This is a genomic window from Arthrobacter sp. R4 (genome assembly GCF_051365025.1).
In the GTDB taxonomy this organism is placed as follows: Bacteria; Actinomycetota; Actinomycetes; order Actinomycetales; family Micrococcaceae; genus Arthrobacter.
In genome coordinates this window covers 45,418-61,509 of record NZ_JBLWIJ010000031.1, presented here as the reverse complement: position 1 = coordinate 61,509, position 16,092 = coordinate 45,418, and the positions used below count along the sequence as shown (strand labels likewise).

Genomic DNA, 16,092 nt, shown 5'->3' with positions numbered 1-16,092 from the left:
CCCCCGACTAACCACCCTCACCCAATCAGAAGGAGCACCAGCATGAAGGTCAGAAACTCACTCCGCGCGCTGAAGAAGATCCCCGGCGCCCAGGTCGTCCGACGGCGGGGCCGCACCTTTGTGATCAACAAAAAGAACCCGCGCATGAAGGCCCGTCAGGGTTGAGTCCACAGCCCGACTCACCCCGCGCCTGCCGTTGCGTTCGTGGCGGCAGGCGCCTAGAGTCGGCGGACAGGCAGCACCACCCAGAGAGGGACTTCCATGACGAACGGCACCACTCAGCCCGACAACGACGAGCCTGATGCCACCAGCACTACGGGTGCAGGCACGAAGGACCCCACCGGCGTCGAAGGCGCGAATCCGGCGCTGGACGACACCGGGAAGGTCAAGGCGGAAGAGGTGGGGGAAGCACCCGAGCCCCCCAAGGATCTGGAGGACCAGGACCTCACGCCCTTAGGGCTGTCCGACGAGCCCGCCAAGCAGGAGGACCCGGAAAGCTTCGCCAAGCCCGAAAACAGTTAGCCAATAACGCTCGACGGCGGCACTCAGGTGAGTGCCGCCGTCGAGCGTTAATCCGGGAAGCGGGCGCCTAAACCGTCGTCGGAACCGGAGCCTGCGCCTGGATGGCCGTGATGGCCACGGTGTTGACGATGTCCTCCACCGTGCAGCCGCGGGAGAGGTCGTTAACCGGCTTCCGCAGCCCCTGCAGGACTGGCCCCACAGCCACCGCCCCGGAGCTTTGCTGCACAGCCTTATATGTGTTGTTGCCGGTGTTGAGGTCCGGGAAAATGAACACTGTGGCCTGCCCGGCCACCGAGGAACCGGGCATCTTGGACTCCGCAATCGAGGCGTCCACGGCTGCGTCGTACTGGATGGGGCCTTCGACGGCGAGGTCCGGGCGGCGCTCCCGCACCAGTTCGGTGGCCTGCCGGACTTCGTCTACGGCCTCCCCTGATCCGGATCCGCCCGTGGAGTAGGACAGCATCGCCACCCGCGGCTCCACCCCGAATTGCGCGGCTGTTTCAGCCGAAGCGAGGGCGATGTCCGCCAACTGCTCCACGTTAGGGTCAGGGTTGACCGCACAATCGCCGTACACCAGTACCCGGTCCGGCATGAGCATCAGGAACACCGAGGACACAATCTTGACGCCCTCGCGCGTCTTTACGAACTCCAGGGCGGGCCGGATGGTGTGGGCAGTGGTGTGGGCTGCACCGGACACCATGCCGTCCACCACTCCGAGTTGGACCATCATGGTGCCGAAGTAGCTGACGTCCTGCATGATTTCCAGCGCTTTCGCCAGGTCCACGCCCTTGTGCGCCCGGAGCTCCGCGTACTTTTCGGCGAACTTCTGGCGCAGGTCCGAGGTGGTCGGGTCAACGATGTTGATGCCGGACAGGTCGATGCCGCGGGCGGCGGCCAGTTCGCGGACGTCCGGTTCGGGGCCCAGCACTGTGAGGTCGCAAACGTCGCGGCGGTGCAGGATCTCGGCTGCCCGGAGGATCCGCACGTCGGTTCCCTCGGGCAGCACCACATGCCGGCGCTGTGACCGGGCGCGTTCGATGAGGTCGTGCAGGAAGCGCAGCGGGGTCATCCGCTCGGCCCGGGGCAGGTGGAGGCGCTCCACCAGTTCGGCCTCATCTACGCGGCGGGACCAGAGTCCCAGGGCGGAAGCGACCTTGCGGCGGTGCCCGGACCAGATTTCGCTGCGGACCTCGGAGACCCGCCGGGCCGTGGTGTAGGTGTCCTCCCTCGAGGCAAAGACGGGGAACGGAGCCTGCGCCAGCAGCGGATAGATGTTGGCGTCCGGCGCGAGCCCGCCCGTGAGGATGAGCGCGGAGGGCACTGGGAACTCGGGAGAGAAGGACGAGGCGAGGCATGCCACCATCACATCCGCCCGGTCGCCCGGCACAATCACCAGCGCGCCTTCGTCCAGCACATTCAGGAAGTTGCCCACGTTCATGGCCGCCACCTTGATGTCCTTCACGTCGCGCTCCATGTCGGCGCGGCCGGCGATCTGCCGGACACCGAGGGCCGTGGCTACCTCGCCCGTAGTGGGCCGGGCGATTTCCTCGAGCTCCGGCAGGACGTACACCGGACGGCCGGATGCCCCCAGCTTCACCTCGGCTGCGATCGAGTCCACCAGGTCCGGGTCCGCACGGTTCACCATGATGGCCAGCAGCACGCACCTTTCTGCGGACAATTCCTTGCGGGCCACCTCGACGGCGGCCCCCGCCTCGGCGACGCTCAGGCCCTTCGCGCCCACCACAGCCACCACGGGGGCAGCCAGGTTGTTGGCCAGGCGCGCATTGAGGTCAAATTCGACTGCGGCATCCTGGCCGGTGAGGTCGGTACCTTCCACTATCACCACATCGCAGTGACGGGACATTTCGGCGAAGATTTCCACGCAGCGCGCATCGATGTCGGCACGCTTCCCTTCGGCCAGGAGGCCCCGAACTTCGGCGCCGGTGAGGCCGGCGCGGCACCGGTCGTCGTCGAGTTGGAAGCGGGACTTCATCAAGGCCACCATAGGATCGTCTGCTGCGTCCGGGCCATGGACCACGGGTTTGAAGAAGCCGATCCTGTCCGCGTGCCGGTGCAGCGTGTCCGCCAAGCCCAGGGCCACGAGCGACTTGCCCGACCCCGGAGTGGTTGCGCTGACGTAGATGCCTTTGGCCATGGTCCGCCCTTTGCTTTGGCTGGTGCAGGTCTTCCCATCCTGTCACCTCCCGGCGCCGCACCGGGCACCCCGTCCGGCACCGATTGCTCCACGCCCGCCCAACTAAGTAGCAGCAGATGTCGTTTTCGGGCGTCAAAACGACATCTGCTGCTACCCAGTTGGGCCGGCCGCAACCGCCCCACTCTTGACACCGACCCCCTCCATGGGATTACCTAATGAACATTCGGTAAATAAAGCTGGAGGCAATGACGCATGGCTGAAGCAACACTCTCCGGGGCAACCCACCCCATCCTGGAAAACGACTACGCCTCCGAATGGATGGGCATCAAGGTCCTCGCCCTCAGCGACGGCCACGCCACCATCCGCATGACGCTCCGGCAGGAAATGCTCAACGGGTTCGGCATGGCCCACGGCGGAATGATCTTCGCCTTCGCCGACACCGCCTTCGCCCTTGCCTGCAACCCGGTGAACCCGGGCCCCGGCGACGCGGACAGCATCACCGTTGCTGCCGGCGTCGACATCAACTTCCTCAAGCCGGCCTACCGCGGCCAAGTGATCACCGCCGTCGCCGACCGCCGCTCCAGTGCGGGCCGCAGCGGGCTCTACGACATCCAGATCTTCGCATCCGACGCCGCCACGCAGCCCGATCCCCAGCAGTTTGGTGAACTCATCGCCGAGTTCCGCGGACGCAGCCGCACCATCCCCAAGAAGTAGGAAACCCATGACCCTCCACGCCCCGGAAACCCCCATGCCACAGGCAACCACAGCCACCGACGCCGTCCTGGACCGCGAGGAAACCATCTCCCGCGACGAACTCGAGGCGCTCCAGCTCAGCCGCCTGAAGCACACCGTGGCCTACGCCTACGACCGCGTACCGCTGTACAAGCGCAAGTTCGACGACGCGGGCATCCACCCCACTGACCTGCGCGAGCTGGCCGACCTCGGCAACTTCCCCTTCACCACCAAGGAAGACCTGCGCGCCGAGTACCCCTTCGGCATGTTCGCGGTGCCGCAGACTGAAGTGGCCCGCGTGCACGCCAGCTCCGGCACCACCGGCCGGCCCACCGTCGTCGGCTACACCAAGCAGGACCTGGCCGACTGGGCCAAACTCGTGGCCCGCTCGCTGCGCGCCTCCGGCGTCCGCCCCGGCATGAAGGTCCACAACGCATACGGCTATGGCCTGTTCACCGGCGGCCTGGGCGCCCACGCCGGCGCCGAAGCGCTCGGCTGCACGGTGATTCCCATGTCCGGCGGCCAGACCGAACGCCAGATCCAGCTCATCCAGGATTTCCAGCCCGATGCCATCCTGGCCACGCCCACGTACCTGCTGACCATCGCCGACGCCATGGCACACATGGGCATCGACCCCGCCTCCACGTCGCTCAAGTACGCAGTCCTCGGCGCTGAGCCGTGGACGGAAGAGATGCGGCACGAGCTCGAAGTCACCATGAACATCAAGGCCTGCGACATCTACGGGTTGTCCGAAGTGATGGGCCCGGGCGTCGCCGGCGAGGCCGTGGAGACGCAGGACGGCAGCCACATCTGGGAGGACCACTTCCGCCCCGAAATCATCGACGCCTTCAACCCCGCGGTGGGCAAGGAAAACGTGCTGGGCGACGGTGAACATGGCGAACTCGTGTTCACCGCGCTGACCAAGGAAGCACTGCCGATCATCCGGTACCGCACTAAGGACCTCACCCGGCTTCTGCCCGGCACCGCCCGCCCCGCGCACCGCAGGATGGGCCGCATCACTGGCCGCAGCGACGACATGATCATCCTCCGCGGCGTGAACCTGTTTCCGTCCCAGATTGAGGAAATCGCGCTGCGCATCCCGGAACTCAGCCCGCACTTCCAGCTCGAACTCACCCGGCCAGAGGGCCAGCGGATGGACCAGCTGACGGTCCGGATCGAGCGCCGTGACGCCGTGACAACTGAGCAAAGTGCGACGGCGGCACGCGCCTTGAAGGAGCAGATCAAGATCCACGTGGGTTCTTCGTGCGCCGTGGACGTGGTGGAGCCCGGATCGCTGGAGCGGTCCAACGGCAAGCTGCGCCGGATCTACGACCTGCGGCCGAAGGGCTAGGGCCCCGATGGGCGGCGCAGCTCCTGGCCGCGCCGCCCCCACCTCACGAGACTGACCGACCGTTCATGAGAAACTAGCCACTATGCCCAGCACCAGCGAAGTATCCAGCCCCGAAGCCCCCGCCAAACGCGGCCGGCCCGGCTACGACCAGCAGTCGGTCCTGCTCATAGCCGTCGACGTTTTCAACCGGCACGGCTATGACGCCACGTCCATGGGCATCCTCGCCGAGAACCTGGGCATCTCCAAATCAGCGATCTACCACCACGTGCCGTCCAAAGGCGATCTCCTCAAGCTCGCCCTGGACCACGCCCTGGGCGGGCTGGAGGCCATCCTGGAGCGGCCCGAGGCGAAGTCCGGCGCCGCCGACGCGCGGCTTGAATTTGTGCTCCGCCAGACGGTGGCCGTACTGGTGGAACGGCTGCCGTTTGTCACGCTGCTGCTGCGCCTCCGGGGCAACACGGAGATCGAACGGGACGCCCTGGAGCGGCGGCGCGCCTTCGACCACAAGGTGGCCGCGCTCATCTCCGCCGCCCGCGATGAGGGCTCGCTGCGCCAGGACATCGACCCGCGCACGGTGACCCGGCTTCTGTTTGGCACCATCAACTCGATCGTCGAATGGTACAAACCGGGCGGCTCGCTCTCCCCCGAAAAGCTGGCCGACGACGTCATCACCATCGCGTTCGACGGGCTCCACGCGCAGCCCTAGCATGAGTTATGGCCATCAAACTGTCCGAAGTGCTCTTCGGCACGTTCGGTAAGCTCCGCTACCAGCCCACCGCCAAACGGGTCCGGGCCCTGACAGGCGGGAACGCCGTCGTCGACACGTTCCACGCCCTCCTGGTCTGGGAACCCCAACGCATCACCCCCGTCTTTGCGGTCCCCGTCGCGGACCTTCGCGCCGAGCTTGCGGCGCCAGAGCATCAGGCCGGCGACGTTCCCGAATTCGGCGTGAAGATCATGCTGGACGCGCCGCCCTCGCTGGATCCGCGCACCGGTTTCGGCAGGCATACCGCACCAGGCGAGGAGTTCGACGTCGTCACCTCCGCCGCGAGGCTCCCCCGGGCGGCTTTCCGGCCGGCTGATCCGGACCTCGCCGGCTATGTGGTGCTGGACTTCAAGGCCTTCGACTGGCTGGAAGACGATGAGGAGATCATCGGCCATCCCCGCGACCCCTTCCACCGGGTGGATATCCGGGCGTCCTCACTCACGGTGGAGGTCAAAGCCAACGGCGTTACGCTGGCCGCCACCAACGGCGCCCAACTGTTGTACGAGACGATGCTCCCGGTGCGCTATTACCTTCCTCCGGCCGACGTTCGGCTGGACCTGATGGAAGCCAGCACCAAACGGACCGTGTGCCCGTACAAAGGGACCGCCAGCTACTGGTCCTACCCGCCGGCCGAGAACGGGAAGAACCTCGCGTGGGCGTACAACCGGACCTTCCGCGACGCCGGCCAGATCCACGGGCTGGTGAGTTTCTATAACGAGAGGGTGGACATCACGGTGGACAGCGTCCTCCAGGAACGGCCGGTGACGCCGTGGTCCACGCCGCCGACAGGCGCGGGCGGAGGGGGTTCTCACGCTCCCTCCCGGGCGCACTGAACGGGGCTGATACTACTGGCCTGCCAGTCCTGTGTACGGCTACCTTAGGAGGTAAGAGCCAGCGTCCGCGGGGAGGTTGCCCATGAAGCCGTCAGCCAGTCCAACACGCCCTTCAGCCGGTTTCCGGACAGCGCCCTGGTGCATCCTGACGGCCGTCATCCTGGCAGTTGCCGCATGTACAGGCTCACCCGTTCCGCCGGGTCCCAGCGAATCCACAGCCGGGGCCACTTCTGCCGCCGCAACCCCTGGCGGTACCAGCACCCCCAACGCCGAGGCCCCGGCAGCTCCCGACGTAGCGGGCGGCATTACCGAGATTGTGGAAAACCTGTCCCCCTCCGTCGTTACGATCTTCACCGACGGCGGCTTGGGCAGCGGGGTGGTCTACTCCGAGGACGGCCTGATCCTCACCAATGAGCACGTCATCCGCGGCCAAACCGAGGTGGAGGTGGCCTTCGCGGATGGCCAGCGCGTTTCCGGCACCGTCAAGGCAACCGACCCCGTGACTGACCTTGCGCTCGTCCAGGCGGACCGGACCGGCCTGCCGAAGCCCACCTACCAGACCTCGCTGCCCAAGGTGGGCGAAGGGGCCGTGGTGCTGGGTTCGCCGCTTGGCTTCGAAAACACGGCCACCGCAGGGATCATCTCCGGCCTTCACCGCTCCATCCCCGGCTCCGCACAGAACAGCCTGTCGTTGGTGGACCTGATCCAGACTGATGCGCCCATCAGCCCCGGCAATTCCGGCGGTGCCCTGATTAACATGCGCGGCGAGGTGGTGGGCATCAGCGAGGCCTACATTCCTCCGTCGTCCGGTGCTGTGGCGCTAGGCTTCGCTATTCCGGCGGCCACCGCCGTCGAGGTGGCCGAGGAGTTGCTGGCGGATGGCTCGGCGGAGCACGCCTACGTGGGGCTCACCCCGGGCGAACTGACCCGGCAGATCGCCGAGCAGCTGGGCATCGACGCGAGCACCGGCGTCGTGGTTTTGTCCGTTGACGACGACGGCCCGGCCGGCACTGCAGGGATCCGGCCAGGCGATGTGCTGGAGTCGATGGAAGGCGTGGACCTTGCCGCGCCGGAGAAGCTGCTGGCCGAGCTCAGGAACCGCAACCCGGGCGACACGGTGGGATTCAAAGTCAAACGGGGCGACGAAAGCCTGGACATCAAGGTGGAACTCACCGAACGGCCGGTGGCCCCTTAAAGCCCGTCCAAGGCGGGTTTTAACGAGGCAGAAGGGGAGCCCCCGTTCGCTGGGACGCCCCTCCTGCGGTCTGGCAAGCGGCTGGCAGTTGCCGCCTTAAGGTCAGAGCTGGTACTCCATCTGCGTGCCCAAGGTCTCGTGGACGCAAAGGATGTTGTGTTCGGTGTCCATGAACCACGCGCACTTCTCCGAATCCGTGGTGCAGATGTGGTTCTCGGTCTTCAGGTTCGGAAGGTCGTAATCCTGGAACCGGACGCCCTTGGCCTCCATGTCCTGGACGATCCGCTCAATGTCGCGCACCTCGAAGCTGAGGGCGGTGTGCTCGGAGTGCTTTCCGTCCGAGACAGGCATCAACTGCAGCATCGGGCCGCCGTCGGTACCGAGTAATTCGCTTCCATCGTCTGTCATTCCGTGGTGCGGTAGTCCCAGTTTTTCGGTGTAGAAACTGTGGGCCCGCGCTGCATCATCGACTGGCAGGATGGTTGTGGCTGTGCTCAGGGCTAGGTTCATTTGGCCACCTCCTACGGAGGAAATTTTACGCCTTGATGGCTCGGAAAGAGCCAAAACCCTCTCTCACATCCGGTCGGTAAACCCCCAACTCTCTCGCACCTGCGAGAGGGTTGGGGGAACGCCTGCAACACGTGAGACAACGTCCGGGGGTGGGCTACTTTTCCACGAGGGTGAGGACGTCGTAGGTGGCCACGATCTCGTCGTCCTGGTTGGTCAGGACGGCGTCCCAGGCCACCTCGCCGTACTCGTCGGTCTCACGCGGGGTGATTTTCTTGGCCGTGAGGGTCACCCGGATGGAATCTCCGGCGGCAACAGGGGTGATGAAGCGCAGGTTCTCCAGCCCGTAGTTGGCCAGGACCGGGCCCGGAGCGGGTTCCACGAACAGTCCCGCGCCCCAGGCCAGCAGCAGGTAGCCGTGCGCCACGATGCCGGGGAAGAACGGATTGGCTTCCGCGGCTTCCCGGTTGGTGTGTGCGTAGAAGGTGTCGCCGGTGGAGTTGGCGAACGCTGTGATGTCCTCAAGGGTGACCTGGCGCAGGTCGGAGCGGACGGCGTCGCCAATGTGCAGCGTTTCCAGGGACTTCCGGAACGGGTGCGTCCCCTCGGTCTCAAGGGTGAAGTTCCGGTCAGCGCCGGCGTGCCAGACGCCAGTTACGGCGGTGAGCATGTTGGGCGAACCTTGGATGGCGGTGCGCTGCATGTGGTGCATGACCGAGCGGATGCCGCCCAGTTCCTCACCGCCCCCGGCCCGGCCGGGACCGCCGTGGACCAGGTGCGGGACCGGAGATCCGTGGCCGGTGGAGCTGCGGGCGTCCTCACGGTTGAGCATCAGGACACGGCCGTGGTGGGCCGCGATCCCCATCACAAGTTCCTGCGCCACGGACGGATCGTTGGTGCAGACCGAAGCCACCAGGGAGCCGCCGCCGCGGGCGGCGAGGCGGACGGCGTCGGCCAGGTCCTTGTACCCAATCACGGAGGATACCGGGCCAAAGGCCTCCAGCGAGTGGATTGCCTCCGCTTCCGGATTTTCCCAACTCAGCAGGATTGGCGACATAAACGCGCCGCCGTCCACCACGCCGGTGGTCCCGTCCGCGGACGTGACCGACGGCGAATCGAGCGTTCCGTACGCCAGCTCGCCGCCGGCGTCGAGCATGGACTGCACGGCGGCCCGGACATCGGCGAGCTGTTCAACCGAGGCCAGGGCGCCCATGGTGACACCGTCTGCCCGCGGGTCCCCGAGAACGACACGTTCGGAGATGCGTTTGCCGATTGCAGCGGTGACAGCGGGCACCAGCTCCTGCGGGACGATGGTCCGGCGGATCGAGGTGCACTTCTGCCCGGCCTTGACGGTCATTTCGGTGACTACGGACTTAATGAAGGCGTCGAACTCCGGCGTACCTTCCACAGCATCGGGGCCGAGGATGGCCGCGTTGAGGGAGTCGGTCTCGGAGGTGAAGCGGACCCCGCCCTGGACCACGTTGGGGTGCGATTTCAGCGAGAGCGCCGTGGACGCTGAGCCGGTGAAGGCCACGAGGTCGCGGTAGTCCAGCACGTCCATCAGGCCGCGGACTGAGCCGGAAATCAGCTGCAGCGAGCCCTTGGGCAGGATGTTGGATTCGATGATCGCCTTCACCACCGCCGCGGCCACGTACCCGGTTGGTGTGGCGGGCTTGACGATGGTGGGGACGCCGGCGATGAAGGCGGGGGCAAGTTTCTCCAGCATGCCCCAGACGGGGAAGTTGAACGCGTTGATCTGCACGGCCACGCCGGGAATGCGTGTGTAGATGTGCTCGCCCACAAACGAACCGTCCTTGGACAGCACCTCCATGGGACCGTCCACCACTACCTGGGAGTTGGGCAACTCGCGCCGGCCCTTGGACCCGAAGGTAAACAGCACGCCGATGCCGCCGTCGATATCGATCATCGAGTCGATCTTCGTGGCGCCTGTCTGGGCGGAGAACATGTAGAAGTGTTCGCGGCGGGCGTTCAGGTACTGTGCCAGTTCCTTGAGTTTGAGCGCGCGCTGGTGGAAGGTCAGTTTGCCCAGTTCCGCCTGGCCTGTGGTGCGGCCGTAATCCACGACGGCGGCGAGGTCCAGTCCGTCGGTGCTCACCTTGGCCAGGACTTCGCCGGTGCTCGCGTCCCGTACGGGGACGGCAGACGCCATGGAACCGGCGTCGGGAGTCCACCAGGAGTCCTGCACAAAACTGGGGACGGTCTCTACGGTGTCGACTGTGGCTTCAGCTGTTGCGGTGGTGGTCATCGTTGACGGGTCCTTCCAACACGGGGACAAACAATAACGGCCAGATCATTACTGACCGTACGTTCGGTAATATACCTACAGTACATGAATGTTCCGTGCTGCACACTAGAACTTCCAGCATTGCCACAAAGGAGAGCCATGACCGCCCCATCCCAGGACAGCACCGACCCAGCCCCTGAGGTCACCGACGCCGCACTTTGGAAAATCACCCTGGGCGAACTCGACGAGAAGATGGGCGTCAAGATCGTGGAGGAATCCGTCCAGCGCGTGGTGGCCACAATGCCGGTGGAAGGCAACAGGCAGTCCTTCGGCCTGCTCCACGGCGGCGCGTCCCTGGCCGTGGGCGAGGCCGTGGGATCCTGGGCGGCGGTCATCCACGCCAGCACACTGGGTAAGACGGCCGTAGGTGTGGACGTCTCCGCCACCCATCACCGCTCCGCCCGCGAGGGCCAGATCACCATCACGGCCACGCCCATCCATCTGGGCGGTACGCTCACCACGCACGAAGTGCTGATCACCAACGGCTCCGGCCAGCGGCTCTGCACCATGCGCATCACCAACCTGCTGATGGAGCGGAAGAACTAGCCCCCCTCCCAACTAGGTAGCAGCAGATGTCGTTATGAGGGCTCAAAACAGCATCTGCTGCTACTCAGTTGGGATGCCAGTTCCGGCGCCGGGCCAGCAGCAGCACCAGGACACCGCCGACGGCGATCGCCGCCAACGCCGCGCCGGTTGCGGTCAGCACGCCGTCGGCTCCGGTGTCGGCGAGGCTGGTGACCGACTCGTTTCTGTCCGGCGGGTTGGCAGCGGCGGGTTTGACGACGGGTCCAGCCTCGCTGGAATCCTTCTGCGCCGGCGGCGCAAATTCGAAGGCACCGGGCCCGGAAGTGCTGAAGCCGTTGACAGTCTCGGCCGTAAAGCTGAGCGCCGCGGGAGCCGCACCGGGCACGGCTTCGGGGGCCGTGAATTGCCAGTTCCCCTCAGTATCCAGAGGCACCTCGACGGGCTCGTGCCCGGCAACGGTGATCATGACAGAGGACCCTGCGGCCACGGCCGAGGCAGGGGCGGCAGGCACGTTCCCGGTGATGGTTTGTCCTGGTTGGTAGGTGCTGCCGGGCGCGGGTGACGTCACCGCCGGCTTGTTGAGGAAGAGTTCCAGCTGGTAGCCGGGCAGGACCGCCAGGGCGTCCTGCAGCGTGGCGGCCACCGCGAAGTTCACCGGCGCGCCGGCGCCCTCCCCGGCGGCGTGGATGCCCACGGCGTAGTTGCCACTGAGCCAGGGCCCGCCGGAGTCGCCACCGGTGGACTGGACCGCGAAGGACAGGAACCCGCTGAACGCCCTCAGGTCCGCGGGGTTGCCCGAGCGGCCTTGGACCACGTAGATGCCCACCTCATCGATGATCCCGCAAGACCATGCGGAGGTCCGTCCTGAGCGGCAGACCGGCTGCCCCTCCACGGGCGCGGCGACGCCGATGACCTTGACGTCGGGGCCGGCCTCGGAGGGGTTGTTCCAGGTGCTCGCGGCAGGCTGCGGTTCGAGTCCGGCCGCTATGGAGCCAATCACGGCCACGTCAGTCCCCACATTGCCGGGGTTGTCCTCGTTGCCGACGATGCCCGTGTTGCCGGGGCCGCCGAACTGGCTGAACCCGAACGTCCCTAGCGGTCCGGCCGGCATCCAGGCCGGAAACTCCAGGCTGGCCTGCTGCGCGGCACCGTCGTTCGAACAGTGCCCCGCCGTGAGGACCGACGGCAGGCCGGCGGGATCGAACGCCGAGAACCCGGTGGAGCAGACTTCCCAGGTGTCCGCGATGTAGCCTTGGCCGCCCACTACGTCCGCTTCCGGCGCAAGGTCCGTGCCGGCGTCGAGCTCCACATTGGCAAACCGGGCCACAAAGTCCTCGGCGGACACTTTCCCGGGCGCCGCGGTCGGGGCATCCGGGGCTGGAGCCGAAGGAGCTTCGGGAGTCGATTCGGGCGCGTTGGTTCCGCCTGTACGGATGACAAACCGACCGTCGGAGTAGGCCACCGCCTGGAGCCCCTGGGGGCCCACCTCCCGGACGTAGGCCTGGAAAAGCTGATGCGCACTGACCGCCAGCTCGGTCCCGGGGGCACTAACAGCGTTCTCCGGGGCAGGTTCCTCGAGGGTCAGTGCGGGAATGGTGGCAGTGAGCTCCGAAACCCGGGCCTCCAGGTCAGGCCCGGAGCCACTGACCAGGACGCGGCCGTTGTGCAGCCGGGTCCCGGTGTAGCCGGGTGTTCCGCGGAGGATCTCAACGGCTGCTGCGGCCTGCCTGCCGAGCTCGCCCGCGGCGTTGAACTCCTCGGGCGTGAGGCCCAAGTCCTGGGAAACGGCCTCCGCCAGGCCAGCGTCGCTCACAGCCGGCGTGGAAGGCGTTGCGGTGTGGAGTCCATCGCCGATCGCGGGCGGTTCCGTGGATTCTGCCGAAGCAGGGTCTGCCAGCATCACAGAACCCAGCAACAGCCCTGCCGCCGCACCAAGCGTAAGAATCCGCTTCATCCCAGCCCCCTGGCTTGGTCCAGATTTCATCGAGTCACCGTGGCGCCGAGCACGGACCGCACAGCGATCAGCTCAGCGGCGGTAAGACCGTGCCGCAGCAGGAAGTCCTCTGTGTCCAGGTCCCGGACAAAGGCCACCACGGTGTGGCCCCGCTCTTCCAGCAGCGGTGCCAATTCGGTTTCCCCAACGTAGCGTTCGCGGTCGTGCGGCGGCCCGTGCGTGCGGTAGCGCTCATTGATGGCGCGGGCAGCCCGGGCGTAGCCGGCGGCGATCTGTTCGTCCGTGTCCCCGGCCAGGTCCTGCAGCATTGCAGCTACCATGCCGCTGCGGTCCCGGCCTGCTGCGCAGTGGACCACCACCCCGCCGGCGGGCGCGGCTTCGGCAATGGTGCGGAAGACTTCCACCAGTTTCGCCGGGAACAGCCGGACATTGTGGACATAGTGGGCAGGATCATTCAGGTACGGTCCACAGACTGCAATGAACCGCGGATCGTCCGGGTCTTCGGTGGGGGCGGACACCAACCGTATGCCGGACCATGCCGCTTCCGTTACAGCCGGGTCTGTGTCCCGGCGCCGGGCCTCATGGGAGTTACGGAGGTCCACCACAGTGCGGACGCCGTCGTCGTAAGCGGTTCGCCAGCCGGCCGCTGTAAGCCATTCGCGGCGGCCCATCCGGTAGACGTGGCCGGCCACGTGCCAGGCGTTCACAGCCCCGTCCCAGTCCAGGGGTCCGCCAGGTTTCTTCATCCGGACAGCTAACCACACGGCGGCGAGCGCCGCACATTCCCTGGCAGGTAGCCGGTCCAGCAAAATAGGGTACTCCGGGGCAGTGACCGTCGTCACGCGCAGGCGTACCGTGGCACATATCCTCACCCGCGCTCTGACTACCAAAAGGGGAAAACCAATGACAATTCGAACAGGACGACGCCGCCGCCCGGCTTTTGCAGCAGGCCTCGCCACCCTGGCCATGGCACTGGGCTTCACGGCCGTTCCGGCGGACGCAGCGCCGCCTCCCCAGCTGGACTATGTTGCGCTCGGGGACTCCTATGCTGCCGGCCACGGCGCAGCACCGTATACGGACCTCAACTGCTTCGTGAGCCGCAAGGGATACCCTGCCATTGCTGACAAACTCCGGGACGTGCAACTGGCGCTCAACGCAGGCTGTTCAGGATGGACCATCGACATCGTCAAGGCCAATCTCCCCGTCAGCGCCCTGCAGGAGGCCGAAGTCATCACGCTCACTGTCGGGGCGAATGACCTGAACACCACAGGCCTCCTGTTCGCGTGCCTTCCCGACCCGTCATCGGCTGCATGCCTCCAGGCTGCCGGAAACGTGACCACCATGCTGACCGATGGCAGCTTTGCCGCAGAGTTGGCCGACCTGGTGTTCACGATCCGAGCAATAGCCCCTGAGGCGAAGATTGTCCTGACGGGATACCCACATCTCTTCGATCCGAGTCACCCGTTTGCTGCCGTAGGGAATCCCTTGGCTGATTTACTCAACGCCACGATAGCCGGCGTCGCGGCGGCCACTGGGTCCCAGTACGTCGATGTCACGGCCGCCTTCGCAGGACATGGTGTCGGCTCAACAGACCCATGGATCAACTTCAACCCAGACAACCTGCTGGATCGGGCGAATTTCCATCCAACCGGGGAAGGCTACCGGCACGGCTACTTTGCCTCGCTGCTCAGCCAGAACGCATTTGTCCTGAACTAGGGGCCGGCCGGCTCGCCAAGCCCTTACTGGCGCTTGGCGAGCCGGTGCTCCAGACCGTTCCGGACCATGGGCCACTCGTGTTCAAGGATCGAGAACACCACGGTGTCCCGGAGCACGCCGTCCTTGGTCCGCGAGTGGTTGCGCAGGACTCCATCCTGCTTGGCGCCCAGGCGGGCAATCGCCTCCCGGGACTGGTGGTTGAGCCAGTGTGTCCGGAACTCGACCGCGGGGCAGCCGAGCACGTCGAAAGCATGGCTCAGGAGCAGGAGCTTGGAGTCAGCGTTGGTGCCCGTGCCCTGCACTGACGCCGCGTTCCACGTGGAGCCGATCTCCACCCGGGGTGTGCCGGGATCGATATTCATGTACGTGGTCATGCCAATGATCCGGCCCGGTCCGCCGGTGGCCGGATCGATCAGGCGCGTGGTGAACGGCAGCATGGACCCCTGCTCCTGAAGGCCCAGGCGTCGGCGGATCTCAGCGGCCATCTCCTCCGGCGTCGGCACGGACGTGTACCAAAGGTTCCACAACTGGCCATCGCGTGCCGCCTCCACCAGGCCGTCGTGGTGTGCCGGGCGCAAGGGTTCCAGGATGACGTGCCGGCCGGTCAGGGTGATGGGTTCAAGAAAGCTCACTGCACCAGCCTAGGCCCACGCGGTGCTAGAGCAGCCTTAGCTGGGCCAGTCGAAAAAGCCCTTGCCCGATTTGCGGCCCAGCTCGCCCCTTGCCACCTTGTCCCGGAGGATCTGCGGCGGCGCGAAACGCTCCCCCAGCGTGGAGTGCAGGTACTCGGCGATCCCCAGCCGCACGTCCAGGCCCACGATATCGGTGGTTTTGAGCGGGCCGGTGGGGTGTTTGTAGCCAAGCACCATGGCGGCGTCGATGTCCTCCGCGGAGGCCACGCCCTCCTCCACCATGCGCATCGCTTCCAGCGCGATAGCCACTCCCAGTCGTGACGAGGCAAAGCCGGGGGCATCATTGACGACGACGGCGGTCTTGCCGAGTGCCTCGACCCACGTTTTCGCGGCCGCGGCCAGGTCCGGGGACGTATATTCGCCGAGCACCACTTCGATGAGCGTGGAGGCGGGGACGGGGTTGAAGAAGTGCAGTCCGAGGAAATTCTGCGGCCGCTTGAGTTCACGGGCCAGACCGTTGACCGAGAGCGATGAGGTGTTGGAGGCCAGGAAGGCATGGTCCGCCAGCCGCTCCTCGATGCCGCGGAGCGAGGTAACCTTCAGGTCCCAGTCTTCGGGCACGGCCTCGACCACTAGTTGCCGGTCGGCGAAGTCGTCGTAGTCCACCGTGACAGCGAGCCGCGAGACGATCTCGTCCAGGTTGCCGTCGGTGGCACCGCGTTCGATGCTCTTCGCAGCGGCGGATTCCACCCGCTCACGGGCGGCTTCGGCGGAGGCTTCATCGCGCTCCACGACCAGGACGTTGGCCCCCTTGATGAGGAAGGCATGGGCTATTCCTGCGCCCATGCGGCCGCCGCCGAGGACGCCGACGGTGGAAGGAAGGTTCGAAGTGGCCATGG

The 16,092-nt window shown here is 66.2% G+C and carries 16 protein-coding genes; 9 read left to right on the top strand and 7 right to left on the bottom strand.

Features of this window, described 5'->3' with window-relative positions; translation table 11 throughout:
* Positions 1-42 precede the first annotated feature (42 nt).
* Both ykgO and ACLKOZ_RS17970 read left to right on the top strand, forming a co-directional pair.
* A complete protein-coding gene (ykgO, locus tag ACLKOZ_RS17975; protein WP_133409460.1) occupies positions 43-165 on the top strand; it encodes a type B 50S ribosomal protein L36 in 123 nt (40 codons plus the stop codon).
* Positions 166-261: 96 nt separating this feature from the next.
* Positions 262-522, top strand: coding sequence for a hypothetical protein (locus ACLKOZ_RS17970; protein WP_436477062.1), 261 nt, complete (start codon positions 262-264; stop codon positions 520-522).
* Between the two features lie 67 nt (positions 523-589).
* Here ACLKOZ_RS17970 and pta read toward each other — a convergent pair whose 3' ends face one another.
* The gene (pta, locus tag ACLKOZ_RS17965; protein ID WP_436477060.1) at positions 590-2,677 is read right to left on the bottom strand and encodes a phosphate acetyltransferase; all 2,088 of its coding nucleotides are present in this window, start codon (positions 2,675-2,677) and stop codon (positions 590-592) included.
* Positions 2,678-2,929: 252 nt separating this feature from the next.
* On the opposite strand from pta, the gene ACLKOZ_RS17960 reads away from it, so the two are divergent.
* The 5 genes from ACLKOZ_RS17960 to ACLKOZ_RS17940 all read left to right on the top strand — a co-directional run bounded on the left by ACLKOZ_RS17960 (position 2,930) and on the right by ACLKOZ_RS17940 (position 7,554).
* On the top strand, positions 2,930-3,391 hold the full coding sequence (locus ACLKOZ_RS17960; protein WP_337351639.1) for a hotdog fold thioesterase: 462 nt from the start codon (positions 2,930-2,932) through the stop codon (positions 3,389-3,391).
* 7 nt (positions 3,392-3,398) lie between these two features.
* Positions 3,399-4,760 carry a phenylacetate--CoA ligase PaaK gene (gene paaK / locus ACLKOZ_RS17955; RefSeq protein ID WP_436477058.1) on the top strand — a complete coding sequence of 454 codons (1,362 nt, stop codon included), beginning with the start codon at positions 3,399-3,401 and terminating at the stop codon, positions 4,758-4,760.
* 82 nt (positions 4,761-4,842) lie between these two features.
* On the top strand, positions 4,843-5,466 hold the full coding sequence (locus ACLKOZ_RS17950; RefSeq protein ID WP_337346106.1) for a TetR/AcrR family transcriptional regulator: 624 nt from the start codon (positions 4,843-4,845) through the stop codon (positions 5,464-5,466).
* Positions 5,467-5,474: 8 nt separating this feature from the next.
* The gene (locus ACLKOZ_RS17945; RefSeq protein ID WP_436477055.1) at positions 5,475-6,359 is read left to right on the top strand and encodes a DUF427 domain-containing protein; all 885 of its coding nucleotides are present in this window, start codon (positions 5,475-5,477) and stop codon (positions 6,357-6,359) included.
* Positions 6,360-6,441: 82 nt separating this feature from the next.
* On the top strand, positions 6,442-7,554 hold the full coding sequence (locus ACLKOZ_RS17940) for a S1C family serine protease (RefSeq protein ID WP_337351636.1): 1,113 nt from the start codon (positions 6,442-6,444) through the stop codon (positions 7,552-7,554).
* 102 nt (positions 7,555-7,656) lie between these two features.
* Here the strand turns inward: ACLKOZ_RS17940 and ACLKOZ_RS17935 are convergent, their stop codons facing one another.
* Complete coding sequence (locus ACLKOZ_RS17935) at positions 7,657-8,064, bottom strand: VOC family protein (RefSeq protein ID WP_337346103.1); 408 nt, start codon at positions 8,062-8,064, stop codon at positions 7,657-7,659.
* Positions 8,065-8,218: 154 nt separating this feature from the next.
* Entirely contained in the window at positions 8,219-10,327 is a 2,109-nt protein-coding gene (paaZ, locus tag ACLKOZ_RS17930; RefSeq protein ID WP_436477053.1) for a phenylacetic acid degradation bifunctional protein PaaZ, read from the bottom strand.
* 138 nt (positions 10,328-10,465) lie between these two features.
* On the opposite strand from paaZ, the gene ACLKOZ_RS17925 reads away from it, so the two are divergent.
* Positions 10,466-10,912 (top strand): PaaI family thioesterase, encoded by a 447-nt coding sequence (locus tag ACLKOZ_RS17925; RefSeq protein ID WP_436477051.1) that lies wholly within the window; start codon positions 10,466-10,468, stop codon positions 10,910-10,912.
* A gap of 64 nt (positions 10,913-10,976) precedes the next feature.
* On the opposite strand, the gene ACLKOZ_RS17920 is transcribed toward ACLKOZ_RS17925, so the two are convergent.
* Both ACLKOZ_RS17920 and ACLKOZ_RS17915 read right to left on the bottom strand, forming a co-directional pair.
* Entirely contained in the window at positions 10,977-12,845 is a 1,869-nt protein-coding gene (locus ACLKOZ_RS17920) for a S1 family peptidase (protein WP_436477049.1), read from the bottom strand.
* Between the two features lie 26 nt (positions 12,846-12,871).
* A complete protein-coding gene (locus tag ACLKOZ_RS17915; RefSeq protein WP_436477047.1) occupies positions 12,872-13,591 on the bottom strand; it encodes a tyrosine-protein phosphatase in 720 nt (239 codons plus the stop codon).
* Positions 13,592-13,748: 157 nt separating this feature from the next.
* Here ACLKOZ_RS17915 and ACLKOZ_RS17910 point away from each other — a divergent pair, with 157 nt between their 5' ends.
* Entirely contained in the window at positions 13,749-14,561 is an 813-nt protein-coding gene (locus ACLKOZ_RS17910; RefSeq protein WP_436477045.1) for an SGNH/GDSL hydrolase family protein, read from the top strand.
* Between the two features lie 23 nt (positions 14,562-14,584).
* Here the strand turns inward: ACLKOZ_RS17910 and ACLKOZ_RS17905 are convergent, their stop codons facing one another.
* Positions 14,585-15,193 (bottom strand): GNAT family N-acetyltransferase, encoded by a 609-nt coding sequence (locus tag ACLKOZ_RS17905; RefSeq protein ID WP_337346097.1) that lies wholly within the window; start codon positions 15,191-15,193, stop codon positions 14,585-14,587.
* Between the two features lie 36 nt (positions 15,194-15,229).
* Entirely contained in the window at positions 15,230-16,090 is an 861-nt protein-coding gene (locus ACLKOZ_RS17900; protein WP_436477043.1) for a 3-hydroxyacyl-CoA dehydrogenase family protein, read from the bottom strand.
* Positions 16,091-16,092 lie beyond the last annotated feature (2 nt).